Below are 16,494 nucleotides of genomic sequence, written 5' to 3'. Positions count from 1 at the left end.
GGCGGTGGCGAAAATGCCATTCTAGCCGAGGTCGAGCAGGCTCCGCGATGCCGCACTAGACGCGACCTCGAGGCGATCACGGCCGGCACCCTTGGCCGCGTAGAGCGCCTGGTCGGCCTGCAGCAGCCACTGCTCGTGGCTGGCCATGTGCGGCGCCTTGGCGGCGACGCCGATGCTGCAGGTGGGCATTCGCGCCAGCGGCGCCGGTGGCGTGTGCCGGTGCAGACGCTGCTGGAAGGCGCGCAGCGCGGCCTCGGCCTGCGCCAGCGTGGTCGCCGGCATCAGGATGCCGAACTCCTCGCCGCCGTAGCGCCCGAGCAGGAAATGCGCCGGCAGCGAACGACGCAGCAGCGTGGCCAGTTCGCGCAGCGTTTCATCCCCCACGCCATGGCCGTGCTCGTCGTTGATGCGCTTGAAGAAGTCGAGGTCGATCAGGGCGATGACGGCAGGTGAATCACTGATCTGCTCGGCGGCGACCTGTGCCTCCCAGAAGCGGCGGTTGTAGAGCCCGGTCAGGCCGTCGGTACGACTCAGGTCGGTCAGGTTACGCTTCTGCTGACTGAGCTGCCGTGCCTGCAGGTAGGTGATGTAGCCGATCGCCAGGGGGTAGGCGATCAGCATCGGCAGGCTACACAGGAGCACGCTGGCTGTGGGAATGACCGGCGGCGCACCGGGGGCGATCAGCCACATGCCGAACAGGCTGCCCAGTGCCAGCAGGCCGATACCGCGCAACAGCAGGCGGGTGCCACCGACGGCGATGTTGTTGAGGCTGATCATGCTCAGCACGACGATCGTCGGCAGCAGATTGAAGTGCATGGCGGCGAGCCAGAAACCGCCCAGGAGACTGTCGATGCCGAGGTTCTGGCGTTCGGCGTGATAGGGTGAGCTGTGCCGCTTGGCGCGCCAGTAGGCGAGATGCGACCAGCCAGTGATCTGCAGCGCCCACAGTAGCCAGACCCAGGGCGGCGTCGACAGCGTCAGCAGCGCGCTGCCGATGCACAGCCCCCCGGCAGCCAGCCCCAGGGTGCGCGGCGGATAGATCCGCCGGGCCAGGCGCAGGCCGCGCTGGCGCTGTTCGATCAAAGGGTCCAGAAGCGTATTGGGCATCGGGCAGCCGTGCTGTGTCTCCACGGGACACAGTCTATTGGGAGTAGATTGTCTCCCTTTCTATCACCGATCGAGGGCAAAAAGCATGTGCGACACGTCGGCGGCGGGCGTCGAGGCGCTGGGAGCCTTCCTCGCTCGTCATCCTGAGCTATTCGTGCTCAGCGGGGCAGGTGTGAGCACCGCCAGCGGCATTCCCGACTACCGTGATGCCAGCGGGGCGTGGAAGCGGCCGCCGCCGGTCAGCCATCAGGCGTTCATGGCCAGCCGAGCGGTGCGCCAGCGCTACTGGGCGCGCAGCCTGGTCGGGTTCCGCGCCCTCGCCGCGGCGCGCCCGGGGGAGGCGCATCGTGCCCTGGCGGCGCTGGAGGCCGGGGGCGGTATCTCGCAGCTGGTGACCCAGAACGTCGATGGCCTGCATCAGCGTGCCGGCTCGCAGCGGGTGATCGACCTTCACGGTCAGGCCGATCTGGTGGTCTGCATGCACTGCGGCGCGACGCTGATGCGCCACGCCTTGCACGACGAGCTGGCGCGGCGCAATCCGCGCTGGCTCGACCTGCCGGCGGCGGTGGCGCCGGATGGTGACGCCGATCTCGAGGGCGTCGATTTCACGGATTTCGAGGTGCCGGACTGCCAGCGCTGCAGCATCGGCATTCTCAAGCCGGACGTGGTGTTCTTCGGCGACAACGTGCCCAAGGTGCGGGTGCAGGCGGCCTTCGACGCCCTCGAACGGGCGCCGGCGATGCTGGTGGTGGGGTCGTCGCTGATGGTCTATTCGGGCTATCGCTTCGCCCGCCACGCGGCGCGGTTGGGCAAGCCGATCGCCTGTCTCAACCTGGGGCGGACGCGCGCCGATGCGCTCTATGCGCTCAAGGTCAACGCGCCGATCGGGCCCACGCTGACGGCGCTGCTGGCGGCACGGGTGCCGCCAGCAGCCGCGCTCAGCGGCGGGTCGGCGGGGCCATGAACTCGGGCCCGACCGGGTCCTTGATGTGCTCGGCGAGCAGCGCATCGATATCGGCCAGGTCGCGATCGCTCAACTGCCAGCCGCTGATGTCGCCGACCGGGTCGACCTGGGCCGGCTTGCGCGCGCCCCACAGCGCCACGATGTTGGGCGAACGGTCGAGAATCCAGCGCACCGCCAGGGCCAGCACCGACTTGCCGTGGCGCTCTTGGGCCAGCGCTTCGAGATCCTTCACCGCGGCCAGATACTGCGCGAAGCGCGGCGACTGGAATTTCGGGTCCTTGTTGCGCAGGTCGTCGCCGGAGAAGGTGGAGTCGCGGTGCATCTTGCCGCTGAGCAGGCCGCGGCAGAGCGCGCCGTAGGTGAGCAGGGTCAGATCGTTGTCCTCGGCGTAGGGCAGGATCTGCTCGTCGATATCGCGCTCGAACAGGTTGTACGGGGGCTGCAACGTATGCAGCGGCGCCACCTCGCGGAAGGTCTCGCACTGTTCGGGGGAGAAGTTGCTGACCCCGATGGCGCGGATCTTGCCCGCCTGATGGAAACGCGCCATCGCCTCGGCGGTCTCGGCGATATCCACCAGCGGGTCGGGCCAGTGGATCTGATAGATGTCGATGGTGTCGGTCTTGAGCCGCCGCAGCGAGTCGTCGAGCTCCTTTTCCAACCGCTTGGCGGTGGCGTTGCGGGCCAGGCTGTCGTCGTCGTACCACTCCAGCCCTGCCTTGGTCGCCAGCACCAGCCGCTCGCGCTGGCCGCTCTCGGCAACCGCCTTGCCCACCACCTCCTCGGAGTGGCCGAAGCCATAGGCCGGAGCGGTATCGATCAGCGTGATGCCCTGATCGATGGCGGCGTGAATGGTGCGGATGGCATTGGGATCGTCAGTGCCGCCCCACATGCGTCCGCCCATGGCCCAGGTGCCCAGGCCCACGCGGGACATTTCGATATCGGTACCGGGTAGCTTACGCGTTTCCATGCTCGTCTCCATCGAGGAATGACAGTCGAATCAGCGTGGTCGGTTTTCGCTCGGGCATCAAGCCAATGCCGCTGGGGTGAGCGCTTCAGGGTGCCGAGGGGGCAAGCGCGTCGGCCCCGGTCGACACCACCGGAATGTCGGGCTCCGCGGGATCTTGGCGGCCGAACACCGCCACCGGTTTCTGGCTCAGGTAGATGATGCGTCCATGGCTGCGAATCTGGGCGCTGAGCTGGTAGATGTCGTCACGCGCGATGGCGTCGGGCAGATACTGCAGCGTGACCGGCAGCGGCAGCTGGTCGAGCTGCTCGTAACGGCTGCTGGCCACCACGTCGCCGTGGGTGACGTCTTCGATCTGCACTTCCAGGGTGGCATCGGCGGGCAGGGTGACCGGGTTCTCGGAGACCACCCGGGCGGCTAGGGTCTCGAACTGCGGTCCCCCGGCGCAGCCGGCCAGCAGGGCGACAGCCAGCAAGACGGCGGCCGAACGGACACCGCGCGAAAGGGCGGGTAGCGGCATGGGATGCGATCTCCTGAAATAGCGAGCGGGAAGCTGGCATTGAGACACAGGTGGCGGCGATAAATTCCTCAACCGCCGGCCAGCTTGACCGTATAGCCGCGGGTTTCCAGCTCGCGCTTGAGCACCTCGCGATGGTCGCCCTGGATCTCGATCACTCCCGCCTTGAGCGCGCCGCCGGTGCCGCAGCGCTTCTTCAATACCTTGGCCAGCGCCTTGAGTTCCTCCTGAGGGAGGGGGACGCCTTCGATCGTGGTCACGCCCTTGCCTTTGCGGCCGCTGGTTTCGCGGCGGATACGCACGATCCCGTCGAGTGCGGCGAGCCGCTCGGCCTCGGCGTCGGCCTGACAGCGGCACTCGGCGAGCGCCTGGCGGCACGCGGGGCAGGTCTCACCGTGCTCGGTGGAGTAGACCAGACCGCGCAACTGATCCTGGAGGGAGGGCATGAAGGGCTCCGCTGCAATGGCTGAGACGCCATGATAGCGCGCCCGGCCGGGGGTGGACGAGCGCTGCCCGCCGACGCCCCGGCGGGAGATCGAGCCGCTATCAGGCGTGGTTGGCGGCGAGCATCGGCAGCAGCCGATCGACGGCAGCAGGCAGCTCGCGCATATGACCGATGGCGATGGCGCCCGCCGGTGTGGCCTCGCGCTCGGGGAAGCGGTTGATGTGTATCACCCGCATGCCAGCGGCCAGCGCAGCGCGCACGCCGACCTGGGCATCGTCGATCACCACGCAGTGGGCCGGGTCGAAGCCCATGTCGTGGCCGGCGTGCAGGAACAGGCCGGGGTCGGGCTTCCAGCTGCCCACGCTGTAGGCGCTGTAGATATGATCATCGAAGAAGTGGCGTAGTCCGGTGCTGTCGAGCGCGCGACGGATCTTGTGCTCGGGGCCGTTGGAGGCGACGCAGCGCGGCAGCCCGCCCAGCGCATCGAGGGCACCGGCGGCGCCTTCGATCGGCGCGAGCTCGTTGAGCATCCGCTCGTTCATCTCACGGCGCATGTCGCGTTCGGTCTCTTCGCGCAGCGTGGGATCGATCTCGCCGTAGGCGCGTTCGAGATGCGCCACGATGCTGCCGAAGCGCGCGCCGCGAAAGTCGTTCATGTAATCGAGGGGGCGAAACGGAAGGCCGGCCTGGGTGAGGTACTTGGCCATGATCTCGGCCAGCAACGGTTCGCTGTCGACCAGAGTGCCGTCGCAATCGAAAAGCAAGCAGAGCGGGTCGGGCATGATGGGTCGCCTCGAGGGCGCTGTCAGTGAAAGGGGTGACCAGAGCGGCCGTGGCCGGTGAGTCGGTGGCTGTCGCGCCAATATCCCGGTTATCGGCACCGTGACCCTTTTGTTGAGATAAGGTTACGGAACACTGTTTTCAATGACGCTCTCCAACTTTAGTCGCCGAGATTCTGCTTGACAAGTCAGGGCGTGCCGCTGGGCGCGAATTGCACACTCTTTGACCGATGAAGTCGGCCCGAGTTGACCGATGAAGTCGGTTCGAGCGCACAGTGCGCCCGCCCGTATCCTCGCCGTGCTGTCGTGTTTCGCGCCCTGTCTGGCGTTCAGCCGAGCCGTTCGGACCAGGCTTCGGGGTTGAACGGGCTGAGTGGGCGTTTGCCCTCCAGCGCCAGCAGCAGGTTGTCGACGGCGCGCTGGGCCATGGCGGTGCGCGTCTCGTGAGTGGCCGAGCCGATGTGCGGCAGCGCGACCACGTTGGCCATGCGCGGCAGCGGCGAGTCGGCCGGCAGCGGCTCCTGCGCGAACACGTCGAGACCGGCGCCGCGGATCTCGCCGCGTTCTAGGGCATCGATCATCGCGGCTTCGTCGACCACCTCGCCGCGGGCCAGATTGATGAAGATCGCGCTCGACTTCATGCGCGCAAACTCGGCCACGCCGATCAGGTGCCGGGTATCGGCGTTGAGCGGCACGATCGCACAGACGAAGTCGGCCTCGCGCAGCAGCTCGTCCAGCTCGCAGTGGCGTGCTCCCAGCTCCTGCTCCAGTGCCGGTTTGGGCGAGGCCTTGGCGTAGAGCACGCGCATGCCGAAGCCCAGCGCACCGCGGCGGGCGATCGCCTGGCCGATCCGGCCGAAGCCGATCATGCCCAGGGTCTTGCCATGCACGTCGGTGCCGAACTGCTCGGCGCCGATACTCGCCTGCCACTCGCCGCGCTTGACGTACTCGGCCAGTTCCACCACCCGCCGGGCGCTCGCCATGATCAGCGCGAAGCCGGTGTCGGCGGTGGTCTCGGTGAGCACGTCCGGGGTATGGCTGAGCAGGATGCCACGCCGGGTCAGCTCCTCGACCGGGTAGCTGTCCACGCCCACCGAAATGCTCGAGATGGTCTCGAGATTCGGCGCCGCGTCGAGCAGCTCGGAAGTGATCTTCACCCCCGCGCCGATCAGCCCGTGGGCCTGGCCCAGCGCCTCACGGAATGCCGGGTCGTCGGCGGAGGCGAGCTTGCCGAAGTAGTCGACCTGATAGCGCTCGCGGAGCTGGTCGAGCTGCTGCTCGTCGAGGCGGCGATAGGCCAGGATACGCTTACGCATGGAACTCTCCGTTTGATGGCATGGACCGGCCGACCCAGCCCAACGTGGCCGGGGGAAGACGCCAAAGTCGCGCCGGCACGGCGCCGAGGGCGGGCAGGGACTTCACCGGTGATCACCGCATCATGGCGAGTCGGCCTGCGTAAAGTCCAGACCACCGAGGCTGACGCTGACGTCGACCCCGAGGGCGCGAGTGTTCGCGCCCGCAGCCCTTGGTTGCGCCGGGGTTGCTGTTATCATCGACTGCTACAGGTATGACAGGATGCGGCACGGGGTTCGTCACTGGGGCGGCATCGGCGCTGACCCATGGGCGATGCCGTTGGCGTGTTCAAGGGCCGAGTAGGTGTTCACGGGCTAAGTAGTTGTTCAAGGGCTAAGTAGTTGTTCAAGGGCTAAGTAGGTGTTCAAGGGCTGAGGAGTGGCTATGCAAGCGGATGTGGTGGTGCTGGGGGCCGGCATGATCGGGGTGTCGACCGCGCTGCAGTTGCAGCGGCGTGGGCGCAACGTGGTGCTGGTGGATCGCCGCGCGCCGGGGGAGGAGACCTCCTACGGTAACGCCGGCCTGATCCAGCGCGAGGCGGTGGAGCCTTACCCCTTCCCGCACGACAGCCGCATGATCTTCAAGGTCGCGCGCAAGGGCGGCATCGACGTCAACTACCACCCCTCGGCGCTGCCGCATCTGGCCTCGCCGCTGGCGCAGTACTGGTGGTGGTCCTCGCCGTCGCGCTACGCCCAGGTGGCGCGGGAGTACAGCCGGCTGATCGCCCACTGCCTGAGCGAGCACGACAGCCTGATCGAGGAGGCCGGCGCCGGGACGCTGGTGCGCAAGAGCGGCTGGCGCACCGCCTACCGCAGCCAGGAGGCGCTGGAGAAGGGCCTGGCCAATGCCGAACGGCTGGCCCAGGAGTACGGGGTCGAGCATGCGCCGGTCAGCGGCGACGAGCTGGCGCGGCTGGAACCTGGGCTGACCCAGCGCCTGGCGGGTGCAGTGCACTGGACCCAGCCGTGGTCGGTACGCGACCCCGGCGCGTTGGTGGCGAGCTACGCCAGCCTGTTCCAGGCCCGCGGCGGCGCCTTCGTCAGCGGCGACGCCGCGACCCTCGAACGTCACGGCGCCGGCTGGCGGGTGACCACCAGCGAAGGGCCGGTCGAGGCCGCCGAGGCCGTGGTGGCGCTGGGCCCGTGGTCGGACGAGCTGCTGCGGCGCTTCGATTACCACCTGCCGCTGTTCGTCAAGCGCGGCTACCACCGCCACTACGAGATGCCGACGCCGCTGAGCATGGCGATGCTGGATGCCGAGAACGGCATCATGCTGGCGCCGATGAATCGCGGCCTGCGCATCACCACCGGGGCCGAGTTCGCACGTCTCGACGCCCGCGCCACGCCGCTGCAGTCGAGCAAGGCCGAGCGCGTCGCGCGCGAGCTTTTGGCGATCGGCGATGCGGTCGAGCAGACCCCGTGGCTCGGTGCGCGGCCGTGCACGCCGGACATGAAACCGGTGATCGGCCCGGCGCCCAAGCACACCGGGCTGTGGTTCCACTTCGGCCACGCCCATCAGGGCTTCACTCTGGGGCCGGCCTCGGGGCGGCTGCTGGCGGAGATGATGTGCGGCGAGACGCCCTATATCGAGCCAGCGCCCTATTCAGCCAAGCGTTTCTGAGCCGACGCGGCCGTTGCCGCTTCAGGAGGCATACAGCGGCCAGTGGCGTGAGCGGATCCGCGTCAGGCAGTGACGCAGCTCGGCATCCAGGGCGCGGTCCTCGCCCACCGGGGCGAAATCCTCACGCAGCGTCGCGACCATGGTGGCCAGCGGTTTGGGCAGCGGGTCAGCGCGCAGGTGAACCCCCTGCAGCGCCGCCAGCAGTGTCGCCGCGGCGACCTGTTCGGTGAGTTCGAGCACGCGCAGGGCATCGCGGGCGGCAATGGTGCCCATGCTCACCTTGTCCTGATTGTGGCACTCGGTGGAGCGCGAGAAGACGCTCGCCGGCAGGGTGCCCTTGAGCGCCTCGGCGGCCCAGGCGGAGGCGCCTATCTGCACTGCCTTGAAGCCGTGATTGATCATCGCCCGCTCGGCCGGAGCGCCGGAGAGATTGCCCGGCAGCCCATGGTTGTAGCGGCTGTCGACCAGCAGCGCGAGCTGGCGGTCGAGCAGGTCGGCGACGTTGGCGGTGAGGGTCTTGAGGCTATCCATGGCGAAGGCGATATGGCCGCCGTAGAAGTGGCCGCCGTGCATCACCTCGCCCGAGTCGGGGTCGATCAGCGGGTTGTCGTTGGCGCTGTTGAGTTCGGTCTCGATGAAACCGCGCAGCCAGCCCAGGCTGTCGGCCAGCACCCCCAGCACGTGCGGCGCGCAGCGCAGCGAGTAGCGGTCCTGCAGGCGCTGCTGCGGTGCGGCCGTCTCGCTCTCCAGATCGGCACGCAGCCAGGCGGCGACCTGTCCCTGGCCGGGATGCGGCTTGGCGGCGAACAGCCGCGCACCGAAATGCGCCGGGTTGCCGCGCAGCGCCACCACGTTGAGGGCGGTGATGCGGGTGGCGAGCTTCAGTAGATACTCGGCGCGGGCGAACGCCTGACACGCCAGCGCGGTCATCACCGCGGTGCCGTTCATCAGCGCCAGCGCCTCCTTGGGGCGCAGGGTCAATGGCGTCCAGCCTAGCTCGGCGTGGGCTTCGGCGGCGGGGCACACTCGGCCGCGCCAGATCACCTCGCGCTCGCCGCACAGCATGGCGGCAATGTAGGAGAGCGGCGTCAGATCGCCGCTGGCCCCCACCGAGCCCTCCTCGGGAATGCGCGGCAGCAGATCCTCGTGCAGGCAGGCGTGGAGCCGTTCGAGCAGTTCGAAGCGCACCCCGGAGACGCCCTGGCACAGCGACTGCAGGCGTGCCGCGAGCACCGCCCGGGCCGCTTCGGGCTCGAGAAAACGGCCCAGTCCGCAGCCGTGGAAGGTGTAGAGCTGACGCGGCAATGCCGCCACCTGGCTCAGTGGTACCGCGGTAACGCAGGAGTCACCGTAGCCGGTGGTGATGCCGTAGATCTGCCCCTCGCGGTCGAGCAGCCCTTCGACCGCCTGGGCGCCGCGGGCGATGCGTGCACGCCACGCCGGGGCGTCGTCCAGGCGTGAGGGGGCGCGGCGCTCGGCCAGCGCGACCACCGCCTTCAGGGTCAGCGGGGCGGGGCCGAAAACGATCGGCTCGGGGGCATGAGACATGGCTCGGCATCCACTTGGCTCGGGGAGGCGCCGAGTGTAGCCGGGCGATGTGCCCGGCGGCCAGCGAGCGCTTCGCCCGCAGAGTGCTGGCCGCCGGAATCGACAAGTTCAGACCGAACGATTCAGCGCGAACGCGTCAGGCCGAGGGGCGTTCGGCGGTGAGGAAGAAGCGCACCTTGGGTTCGGCGGCCAGCAGCGGGGCGGAGGCCTCCTTGAACGGGGCGTAGTGCGGCATGCTGGTGTGGTGCTCGAAAGCGGCACGGTCACGGTAGACCTCGTGCAGCACCACCAGGTCTTCGCTGCCTTCCGGGGTCAGCACGTCGAAGGTGAAACAGCCTTCCTCGTTGGCCAGCGACTCGCTGGCGTCGTTGTGCGCCAGCGCCAGAAAGGCCGGCACCTGACCCGGTTTGATCTGAAACTCGGCAATTACGACGAAATAGGGGGTATCGGCCATGCGGCTCTCCTGGGTTGTCTATGGGGGTGTCTATGCAGTCGATGACTCTTAGGTGCGGGTGGTACTGGGCTCACGCAACCCTGGGTGAGGACGAAAAGCCCGGCGAACGCCATCTTGTCCGGCGGCGCTAATGAATGCGCGGCGCCTCGCCCATCCCCAACCGCTCCTGGAACTCGGCCACCGCGCTCTTGAGCAGCTCCATCAGCCCGGGAATCAGCGCTGCGCCCTGCTCGGGGCCGCTGACGAACTGCTCGACGCTGACGTGCACCGCTTCCTGGTGGACCACCAGCTTGGCCGCCTTGATCGTGTTCATCACGTCGTTGGCGGTCTCCAGCAGCCGTAGACGATTGGTCGACGCGGCGGCCTGCCACACCCCGGGCAGCATCAGCTGGAAGAAGGCCGGCTCGTCGGCCGCTACCACCAGCACGAACTCCAGATGATCCTGACGCAGGCGCGCGGCCTGTTCGTCCATGGCTTCGATATCGATCTCTTCGGCGCGCAGCCGCTCTATGTATTGCGCCAGTGGCGTCTGTTCGGATGACATGGTGGCGCTCCGCTAAATCAAGTCAATCAGGCTTCGAGCCATGAGCGGTGATGCCGTTGGCGACACGGCCCGGTTCGAAGGCGATCCCCCCAGTGTAAGCGAGATCGCCGGCCAGGGCCTGACCGTGTGCGCTGCGGTGTTGCCACGGCAGGCGCGGCTGCCCGGCGGCGGTGCGCGTGCTACCCTCGCGCCATGTCTGCCAACGCCCCCAACTCCGCCCCTACCAGACCCAGGCCGTCGACAACGTCATCGCCCACTTTCGCGGCAGTGACGACCCGGCGGTGGTGGTGCTGCCCACGGGGAGCGGCAAGTCGCTGGTGATCGCCGAGCTGGCCAGGCGTGCGCGGGGGCGCGTACTGGTGCTGGCGCACGTGCGTGAGCTGGTCGAGCAGAACCACGCCAAGTACCTCGCCTACGGGCTAGAGGCGGATATCTTCAGCGCCGGTCTCAAGCGCAAGGAGAGCGCGCGCCAGGTGGTGTTCGGCTCGGTGCAGTCGGTGGTCAACGGCCTCGAGGCGTTCGCCGCCGGTGACTTCACCCTGCTGGTGATCGACGAGTGCCACCGGGTCGCGCTGCGCCACGGCGGGGCGGAGTCCGAAACGCAGACGAGCGCTGCGGCGCGGGCGCGGGCATCCTCGAGCTATGCCCAGGTGATCGCCCGGCTGCGCCAGGCGCGGCCCAATCTCAAGATTCTGGGGCTGACCGCCACCCCCTACCGGCTGGGGGAGGGCTTTCTTTACTATCGCCACTACCACGGCATGGTCAAGGGGCCGGAGGATGCCTTCTTTCGCGACTGTGTATTCGAGCAGCCGCTGCGGGTGATGGTGCGCCAGGGCTATCTGGCCGAGCCGCGGCGCCTCGACGCCGCCTTGGCGTTCTACGATTTCTCGCAGCTCACGGCGCAGCGCAATGGCCAGTTCGCCGAGCGCGACCTGAACGGGGTGGTCCAGGGCAACCGTGCCACGCCACAGATCGTGGCCGACGTGATCGAGCGCGCCCGCGACCGCGAAGGGGTGATGATCTTCGCCGCCACCGTGGCGCATGCCGAGGAGGTGCTGGGCCTGCTGCCGGCGGAGGCCAGCGCCCTGGTCACCGGGGCGACGCCGGGGCCGGAGCGCGAGCGGCTGATCGCCGCCTTCAAGGCGCGTGAGCTCAAGTGCCTGGTCAACGTGGCGGTCCTCACCACCGGCTTCGACGCCCCTCATGTGGATGTGATCGCGATCCTGCGGCCGACCGAGTCGGTGGGGCTCTATCAGCAGATCGTCGGCCGCGGCTTGCGGCTCTCGCCCGGTAAGCGCGACTGTCTGGTGCTCGATTACGCCGGCAACCCGTGGGATCTCTACGCCCCCGAGATCGATCAGGCGCGTCCGGACAGCGAGAGCGAGCCGGTCCAGGTCGAGTGCCCCGAGTGCGGCTTCGCCAACACCTTCTGGGGCAAGCGTGACGGCGAGCTGGTGATCGAGCATCACGGCCGCCGCTGCCAGGGGCTGGTGTTCTCTACACTCGCCCATGACCGCGCGCGCTCTACACGCGACGCTGTCGATCACGCCCAACCCGGCGCGCAAGACGACAGGTCGAACCCGGACGCGTCAGCCGGTGTCGGCGTGGGGGCGGGCGCCAATAAAGCCAAGGGCGCGGCTTCGGGCGCCAGTAATAAGGTGCAGTGCACCTTTCGCTTCCGCTTCAAGGTGTGCGAGCAGTGCGGCGGCGAGAACGACATCGCTGCACGCGCCTGTGGCCACTGCGGTGAGCGCCTGGTCGACCCCGACGACAAGCTGCGCGATGCGCTCAAGCTCAAACACGCCAAGGTGCTGCGGGTCAGCGGCATGCAGCTGCAGGCGACCACCAACGGCCGCGGCGTGCCGCGCCTCAAGGTCACCTACCACGACGAGGATGGTGACACCCTGGATGAGTGGTTCGGCCTCGAGACCCGAGCCCAGCGCCACGTCTTCGCGCGGGTCTTCCTGCGCCAGCATCTACGTGCTCCGGGCAGCGACTGGCAGCCGGCCTCGGCCGAGGAGGCCGCTGCCGAAGCGCATCGCCTGCGGGCGCCGGACTTCGTCATTGCGCGCAAGAGCGGCCGCTACTGGCGTCTGGGCGAGAAGCTGTTCGACTATGCCGGGCGCTATCGCACCGCCGAAGCGGCGGGTGGCTGAACCGAGACGATCGTTTACCGGCTAATTGTTTCACGTAGTCGGGCCGGATTGGCTAGAATGCACAGGCGTTCGTTGGAGCGCCACGCCACTCGACTCAAGGAGCTCGCCATGAGCTGGACGACCCCGGAAGTGAAGGAAATCTGCGTCGGCATGGAAATCAACGACTACATGCCCGCCGAGTTTTGAGTTCGGCAGCAGGTGCAGGCGAAGCCGCGGGTCTGCGGCTTCGCGTGCTGGGGGCGGCCGCCGGTGGCGGCTCCCCGCAGTGGAACTGTCGGTGCGAGGTGTGCCGCCTGGCCTGGGCCGGCGACCCGCGCATCACCCCGCGCACGCAATCCTCGATTGCCATCAGTCGCGATGGCGAGCAGTGGGCGCTGATCAACTGCGCCCCCGAGATTCTCGCCCAGATTCGACAAAACCCGGTGCTGCAGCCGCAGCACGGTGACCGCCATACCCCGATTCGCAGCGTGCTGCTGACCAACGCCGACGTCGATCATATCGGCGGGCTGCTCAACCTGCGCGAGCGCTCGCCGTTCCGGCTGCTGGCCACGCCGTCGATCCAGGCGGTGCTCGAGACCAACCCGATCTTCGGCGTGCTCAACGCCGAATGCGTGACCCGCGAGCCGGTGGCCCTGGAAACCGCCTTCGAGCTGCTCGATGGCGTCAGCGCGAAGCTCTTCGCGGTGCCGGGCAAGACCGCGCTCTACCTGGAGGGCGACACGGTCGAGATCGGCGTCGAGGGCGAGGATACCGTGGGCGTGGAGTTCATCGGCGCCGGTTCGCGGGTCTACTACATCCCCGGCTGTGCAGCGATGACCCCGGCCCTGGCCGCGCGTCTGGAGGGCGCCGACCTGGTGCTGTTCGACGGCACACTATGGCGCGACGACGAGATGATCGCTGCCGGTGTCGGCGTCAAGACCGGCGCACGCATGGGGCACATGTCGATGTCGGGCGACGCGGGCAGTATCGCCGCCTTCGCCGGATTGGCGGTGCGCCGGCGTGTCTTCGTGCATATCAACAACACCAACCCGGTGCTGATCGAGGGCTCGCCGGAGCGCGCCCAGGCCGAGCGCGCGGGTTGGGAAATCGCCTACGACGGCATGGAGCTTGCGTGTCGCAGCTGAAAGTCGAGAACCATCCCGATCTGGTCGAACCCCTGAGCATGGCAGCGCTGGAAGCGCGCCTGCGCGAGGTGGGCGAGACCCGCTATCACCATCGCCATCCGTTCCAGCTGATGCTGCAGAACGGCGAGCTGGACAAGCGCCAGGTGCAGGCCTGGGCGCTCAATCGCTACTACTACCAGGCGATGATCCCGATCAAGGATGCCTCCTTGATCGCGCGTCTCGACGATCCCGAGCTGCGCCGCATCTGGCGTGCGCGGCTGGTCGACCATGACGGCGAGGCGCCGGGCGAGGGCGGCATTGCGCGCTGGCTGAAGCTGACCGATGGCCTGGGGCTGGCGCGTGAGCTGGTGGTCTCGACCCGCGGCATCCTGCCGGCCACGCGCTTCGCGGTGGAGGCTTACACTCACTTCGTGCGCGACCGCACGCTGCTGGAAGCGGTGGCTTCTTCGCTCACCGAGCTGTTCTCGCCGATGGTGATCGGCCAGCGGGTGCGCGGCATGCTGGCCCACTATGACTTCGTCTCGGCCGAGACCCTGGCCTACTTCGAGCCGCGCCTGACCCAGGCGCCGCGGGATGCGGAGATGGCGCTGGATTACGTCAAGCGCCACGCCCAGCGCGCCGACCAGCAGCAGGCGGTGATCGATGCGCTGCGCTTCAAGTGCAGCGTGCTGTGGGCCATGCTCGATGCGCTCCAGCACGCCTACGTCGGCTCCGGTTCGAAAGGGACGGGCCAAGTCCCGCCGGGAGCCTGGAACGGCGAGGCTGAAAGGGGAGGGCAGCCGACATGAATCCATCCGCGCCAGCACTCGCCGAAGAGGCGATCGTACGTCTGCCGCGCGGCGTCAGACTGCGTGAAGACAAGGCCCGCGGCGGCTGGGTGCTGCTCGCCCCGGAGCGCGTGTTCCAGCTCGATCCGGTGGCCCGAGAGGTCCTCTCTCGGGTCGACGGCGAACGCGATATCGGCGCCATCGTCGATGATCTGGCCGCCACCTTCGCCGCCCCGCGCGAACGCATTCTCGGCGACGTGCGCGCCATGCTCGCCGACCTGATCCTCAAGCAAGTGCTGGAAGTGGCATGAGTCATCTCGATGATTCCGCCCGTCCCGCGCCGCCGCTCGGCATGCTGGCGGAGCTGACCCACCGCTGCCCGCTGCAGTGCCCGTACTGCTCCAACCCGCTCGAACTGACGCGCAAGCGCGACGAGCTCGACACGGCGACCTGGCAGCGTGTCTTCGCCGAAGCCGCCGAACTGGGCGTGCTGCAAGTGCATCTTTCCGGCGGCGAGCCGGCGGCGCGGTCGGACCTCGAAGCACTGGTGGCGAGCTGCGTCGAGCACGGGCTCTACACCAATCTGATCACCGCCGGGGTCAATCTCTCGCGGGCGCGGCTCGATGCCCTGGCCGAGGCTGGGCTCGACCATGTGCAGCTCTCGATCCAGGGCGCCACTGCCGAGGTCAACGATCGCATCGCCAACCTGCCCGGCGCGTTCGAGAAGAAGCGCGCCTTTGCCGCCGAGGTTACCGACGCCGGCCTGCCGCTGACCCTCAACAGCGTGATCCACCGCCACAATCTGCACCAGTTGCCCGAGCTGGTGGAGCTCGCGCTCGACCTGGGCGCACGGCGCCTGGAGATCGCCCACGCCCAGTACTACGGCTGGGCGCTGGAGAACCGCGCTGCGCTGATGCCACCGCGCGAGCAGGTGATGGAGGCGCTGGCGCTGGTCGAGGCCGCGCGGGAGCGGCTCGCGGGCAAGCTGGTGATCGATGCCGTGGTGCCGGACTACTATGCGCGCCTGCCCAAGCCGTGCATGAACGGCTGGGGGCGGCAATCGCTCAATGTCACCCCGGCTGGGCGCGTGCTGCCGTGCCACGCGGCGGAGACGATTCCCGGCCTCGCGTTCTGGAACGTGCGCGAACACGGCCTCGGCGAGATCTGGTACGACAGCCCGGCGTTCAACGCCTATCGCGGCACGGCGTGGATGCCGGACACCTGCCAGAGCTGCGAACGGCGCGAGATCGACTGGGGCGGCTGCCGCTGCCAGGCGCTCGCACTCACCGGCGACGCCAGCCAGATGGACCCGGTGTGCGAGCGTTCGCCCTATCACGACCAGATCCAGACGCTGGCTATCGTCGACGCCAGTCGTGACGCCGAGTTTCGCTATCGGCGCTTCGCTCGTGAGGGGCGCTGAGCGCGGATACCGGCGCGGCTTGGAAGTGATACTCTAGTGTCACTAGGCGCGACGCTCCCTATTGGCACCCACTGCGGTGTCGTGTGTCGTGCGTGAATGCGGGAGAGATAGCGATGAAAGTCGAGCTGGTAACCAACCTCAAGCGCCGTGCGACGCAGATTCTTGGCGAGCTGCGTGTGTCGAAAGAGCCCGTGATGATTACCGAGCACGGCAGGCCTTCCGCCTATCTGGTGGATATCGACGACTACGAGTTCATGCAGCGGCGCCTGGCACTCCTCGAGGGCCTTTCGCGCGGTGAGCGTGCGCTGCAGGAGGGACGTTCTCTGGATCATCAGGCGGCGCGCGGGTCCCTGAGCAGATGGCTCTAGTGACCTGCTGTCGTGGCTGAGCTCCTCTGGTCCCAGCCGTCGCTACAGGCGCTCGACGAGATCGCCGAGTATATTGCGCTGGACAATCCTGCTGCTGCCCGGGCGCTGGTCGCAAGGGTGCTCAGGGCGGTCGAGAGGTTGGTCGAGTTCCCGGCCTCCGGGCGCCAGCCGCCGGAGTTGCCGGGCTCCGGTTATCGCGAAGTGGTGGTGCCACCCTGTCGGGTGTTCTATCGCCAGGAGGGCGAACGGATATTGATCGTTCATCTCATGCGTGAAGAGCGTGCGCTACGCCGCTATATGCTCGATCCCGAGTGATGGTTCCCTACCGTCATGACCAGTAACCACGCCAACGGGTGGTGCCACG

19 protein-coding genes are annotated in these 16,494 nt (G+C 68.0%); 10 read left to right on the top strand and 9 right to left on the bottom strand.

Features of this window, described 5'->3' with window-relative positions:
• Positions 1–21: 21 nt before the first annotated feature.
• Positions 22–1,107, bottom strand: a complete 1,086-nt coding sequence (locus QO259_RS15690; RefSeq protein WP_285950656.1) for a diguanylate cyclase — start codon at positions 1,105–1,107, stop codon at positions 22–24.
• 85 nt (positions 1,108–1,192) lie between these two features.
• Here QO259_RS15690 and QO259_RS15685 point away from each other — a divergent pair, with 85 nt between their 5' ends.
• Positions 1,193–2,071, top strand: a complete 879-nt coding sequence (locus QO259_RS15685; RefSeq protein WP_285950655.1) for an NAD-dependent protein deacetylase — start codon at positions 1,193–1,195, stop codon at positions 2,069–2,071.
• Here the strand turns inward: QO259_RS15685 and QO259_RS15680 are convergent.
• From QO259_RS15680 to QO259_RS15660, 5 genes are all read right to left on the bottom strand, one after another.
• Entirely contained in the window at positions 2,046–3,038 is a 993-nt protein-coding gene (locus QO259_RS15680) for an aldo/keto reductase (protein ID WP_285950654.1), read from the bottom strand. The two genes, QO259_RS15685 and QO259_RS15680, sit on opposite strands and share 26 nt — an antisense overlap.
• An 85-nt stretch (positions 3,039–3,123) precedes the next feature.
• Positions 3,124–3,555: a YbaY family lipoprotein gene (locus QO259_RS15675; RefSeq protein WP_285950653.1), complete on the bottom strand. Its 432-nt coding sequence runs from the start codon at positions 3,553–3,555 to the stop codon at positions 3,124–3,126.
• A 68-nt stretch (positions 3,556–3,623) separates the two neighbouring features.
• Positions 3,624–3,998: a translation initiation factor Sui1 gene (locus tag QO259_RS15670; RefSeq protein ID WP_207033538.1), complete on the bottom strand. Its 375-nt coding sequence runs from the start codon at positions 3,996–3,998 to the stop codon at positions 3,624–3,626.
• Between the two features lie 100 nt (positions 3,999–4,098).
• The gene (locus QO259_RS15665; RefSeq protein WP_285950652.1) at positions 4,099–4,779 is read right to left on the bottom strand and encodes an HAD family hydrolase; all 681 of its coding nucleotides are present in this window, start codon (positions 4,777–4,779) and stop codon (positions 4,099–4,101) included.
• 326 nt (positions 4,780–5,105) lie between these two features.
• Positions 5,106–6,092: a 2-hydroxyacid dehydrogenase gene (locus tag QO259_RS15660; protein WP_285950651.1), complete on the bottom strand. Its 987-nt coding sequence runs from the start codon at positions 6,090–6,092 to the stop codon at positions 5,106–5,108.
• 421 nt (positions 6,093–6,513) lie between these two features.
• Between QO259_RS15660 and QO259_RS15655 the strand changes: the two genes are divergently transcribed.
• Positions 6,514–7,749 carry an NAD(P)/FAD-dependent oxidoreductase gene (locus QO259_RS15655; RefSeq protein WP_285950650.1) on the top strand — a complete coding sequence of 412 codons (1,236 nt, stop codon included), beginning with the start codon at positions 6,514–6,516 and terminating at the stop codon, positions 7,747–7,749.
• 21 nt (positions 7,750–7,770) lie between these two features.
• Here the strand turns inward: QO259_RS15655 and QO259_RS15650 are convergent, their stop codons facing one another.
• From QO259_RS15650 to QO259_RS15640, 3 genes are all read right to left on the bottom strand, one after another.
• Positions 7,771–9,297, bottom strand: a complete 1,527-nt coding sequence (locus QO259_RS15650) for an HAL/PAL/TAL family ammonia-lyase (protein ID WP_285950649.1) — start codon at positions 9,295–9,297, stop codon at positions 7,771–7,773.
• A 136-nt stretch (positions 9,298–9,433) separates the two neighbouring features.
• Positions 9,434–9,751 carry a putative quinol monooxygenase gene (locus tag QO259_RS15645; RefSeq protein ID WP_285950648.1) on the bottom strand — a complete coding sequence of 106 codons (318 nt, stop codon included), beginning with the start codon at positions 9,749–9,751 and terminating at the stop codon, positions 9,434–9,436.
• A 127-nt stretch (positions 9,752–9,878) separates the two neighbouring features.
• Positions 9,879–10,295 carry a hypothetical protein gene (locus QO259_RS15640; protein WP_035477215.1) on the bottom strand — a complete coding sequence of 139 codons (417 nt, stop codon included), beginning with the start codon at positions 10,293–10,295 and terminating at the stop codon, positions 9,879–9,881.
• Between the two features lie 176 nt (positions 10,296–10,471).
• Here QO259_RS15640 and QO259_RS15635 point away from each other — a divergent pair, with 176 nt between their 5' ends.
• From QO259_RS15635 to QO259_RS15600, 8 genes are all read left to right on the top strand, one after another.
• The gene (locus tag QO259_RS15635; protein ID WP_285950647.1) at positions 10,472–12,451 is read left to right on the top strand and encodes a DEAD/DEAH box helicase family protein; all 1,980 of its coding nucleotides are present in this window, start codon (positions 10,472–10,474) and stop codon (positions 12,449–12,451) included.
• A 57-nt stretch (positions 12,452–12,508) separates the two neighbouring features.
• The gene (pqqA, locus tag QO259_RS15630) at positions 12,509–12,637 is read left to right on the top strand and encodes a pyrroloquinoline quinone precursor peptide PqqA (protein WP_285950646.1); all 129 of its coding nucleotides are present in this window, start codon (positions 12,509–12,511) and stop codon (positions 12,635–12,637) included.
• A gap of 44 nt (positions 12,638–12,681) precedes the next feature.
• Entirely contained in the window at positions 12,682–13,575 is an 894-nt protein-coding gene (pqqB, locus tag QO259_RS15625; protein ID WP_233076625.1) for a pyrroloquinoline quinone biosynthesis protein PqqB, read from the top strand.
• On the top strand, positions 13,563–14,363 hold the full coding sequence (pqqC, locus tag QO259_RS15620; protein ID WP_285950645.1) for a pyrroloquinoline-quinone synthase PqqC: 801 nt from the start codon (positions 13,563–13,565) through the stop codon (positions 14,361–14,363). The genes pqqB and pqqC overlap by 13 nt, the downstream gene beginning before the upstream one ends.
• Positions 14,360–14,653, top strand: coding sequence for a pyrroloquinoline quinone biosynthesis peptide chaperone PqqD (gene pqqD, locus QO259_RS15615; RefSeq protein WP_285950644.1), 294 nt, complete (start codon positions 14,360–14,362; stop codon positions 14,651–14,653). The genes pqqC and pqqD overlap by 4 nt, the downstream gene beginning before the upstream one ends.
• On the top strand, positions 14,650–15,762 hold the full coding sequence (pqqE, locus tag QO259_RS15610) for a pyrroloquinoline quinone biosynthesis protein PqqE (RefSeq protein WP_285950643.1): 1,113 nt from the start codon (positions 14,650–14,652) through the stop codon (positions 15,760–15,762). Before pqqD ends, pqqE begins: the two co-directional genes overlap by 4 nt.
• 113 nt (positions 15,763–15,875) lie before the next feature.
• Positions 15,876–16,130, top strand: a complete 255-nt coding sequence (locus QO259_RS15605; protein WP_285950642.1) for a type II toxin-antitoxin system Phd/YefM family antitoxin — start codon at positions 15,876–15,878, stop codon at positions 16,128–16,130.
• Between the two features lie 12 nt (positions 16,131–16,142).
• Entirely contained in the window at positions 16,143–16,445 is a 303-nt protein-coding gene (locus QO259_RS15600; RefSeq protein ID WP_285950641.1) for a type II toxin-antitoxin system RelE/ParE family toxin, read from the top strand.
• The last annotated feature ends 49 nt before the right edge of the window (positions 16,446–16,494 follow it).

The organism is Salinicola sp. JS01, from assembly GCF_030284585.1.
In the GTDB taxonomy this organism is placed as follows: Bacteria; Pseudomonadota; Gammaproteobacteria; order Pseudomonadales; family Halomonadaceae; genus Salinicola.
The sequence above is the reverse complement of the archived record's forward strand: the minus strand, read 5'-3'. Positions and strand labels throughout refer to the sequence as shown.

Bases quoted from the DNA above. Each gene is read 5' to 3' on its own strand.
- QO259_RS15690 (WP_285950656.1), bottom strand. From the start codon at position 1,107: ATGCCCAATACGCTTCTGGACCCTTTGATCGAACAGCGCCAGCGCGGC.
- QO259_RS15685 (WP_285950655.1), top strand. From the start codon at position 1,193: ATGTGCGACACGTCGGCGGCGGGCGTCGAGGCGCTGGGAGCCTTCCTC.
- QO259_RS15680 (WP_285950654.1), bottom strand. From the start codon at position 3,038: ATGGAAACGCGTAAGCTACCCGGTACCGATATCGAAATGTCCCGCGTG.
- QO259_RS15675 (WP_285950653.1), bottom strand. From the start codon at position 3,555: ATGCCGCTACCCGCCCTTTCGCGCGGTGTCCGTTCGGCCGCCGTCTTG.
- QO259_RS15670 (WP_207033538.1), bottom strand. From the start codon at position 3,998: ATGCCCTCCCTCCAGGATCAGTTGCGCGGTCTGGTCTACTCCACCGAG.
- QO259_RS15665 (WP_285950652.1), bottom strand. From the start codon at position 4,779: ATGCCCGACCCGCTCTGCTTGCTTTTCGATTGCGACGGCACTCTGGTC.
- QO259_RS15660 (WP_285950651.1), bottom strand. From the start codon at position 6,092: ATGCGTAAGCGTATCCTGGCCTATCGCCGCCTCGACGAGCAGCAGCTC.
- QO259_RS15655 (WP_285950650.1), top strand. From the start codon at position 6,514: ATGCAAGCGGATGTGGTGGTGCTGGGGGCCGGCATGATCGGGGTGTCG.
- QO259_RS15650 (WP_285950649.1), bottom strand. From the start codon at position 9,297: ATGTCTCATGCCCCCGAGCCGATCGTTTTCGGCCCCGCCCCGCTGACC.
- QO259_RS15645 (WP_285950648.1), bottom strand. From the start codon at position 9,751: ATGGCCGATACCCCCTATTTCGTCGTAATTGCCGAGTTTCAGATCAAA.
- QO259_RS15640 (WP_035477215.1), bottom strand. From the start codon at position 10,295: ATGTCATCCGAACAGACGCCACTGGCGCAATACATAGAGCGGCTGCGC.
- pqqA (WP_285950646.1), top strand. From the start codon at position 12,509: ATGCACAGGCGTTCGTTGGAGCGCCACGCCACTCGACTCAAGGAGCTC.
- pqqD (WP_285950644.1), top strand. From the start codon at position 14,360: ATGAATCCATCCGCGCCAGCACTCGCCGAAGAGGCGATCGTACGTCTG.
- pqqE (WP_285950643.1), top strand. From the start codon at position 14,650: ATGAGTCATCTCGATGATTCCGCCCGTCCCGCGCCGCCGCTCGGCATG.
- QO259_RS15605 (WP_285950642.1), top strand. From the start codon at position 15,876: ATGAAAGTCGAGCTGGTAACCAACCTCAAGCGCCGTGCGACGCAGATT.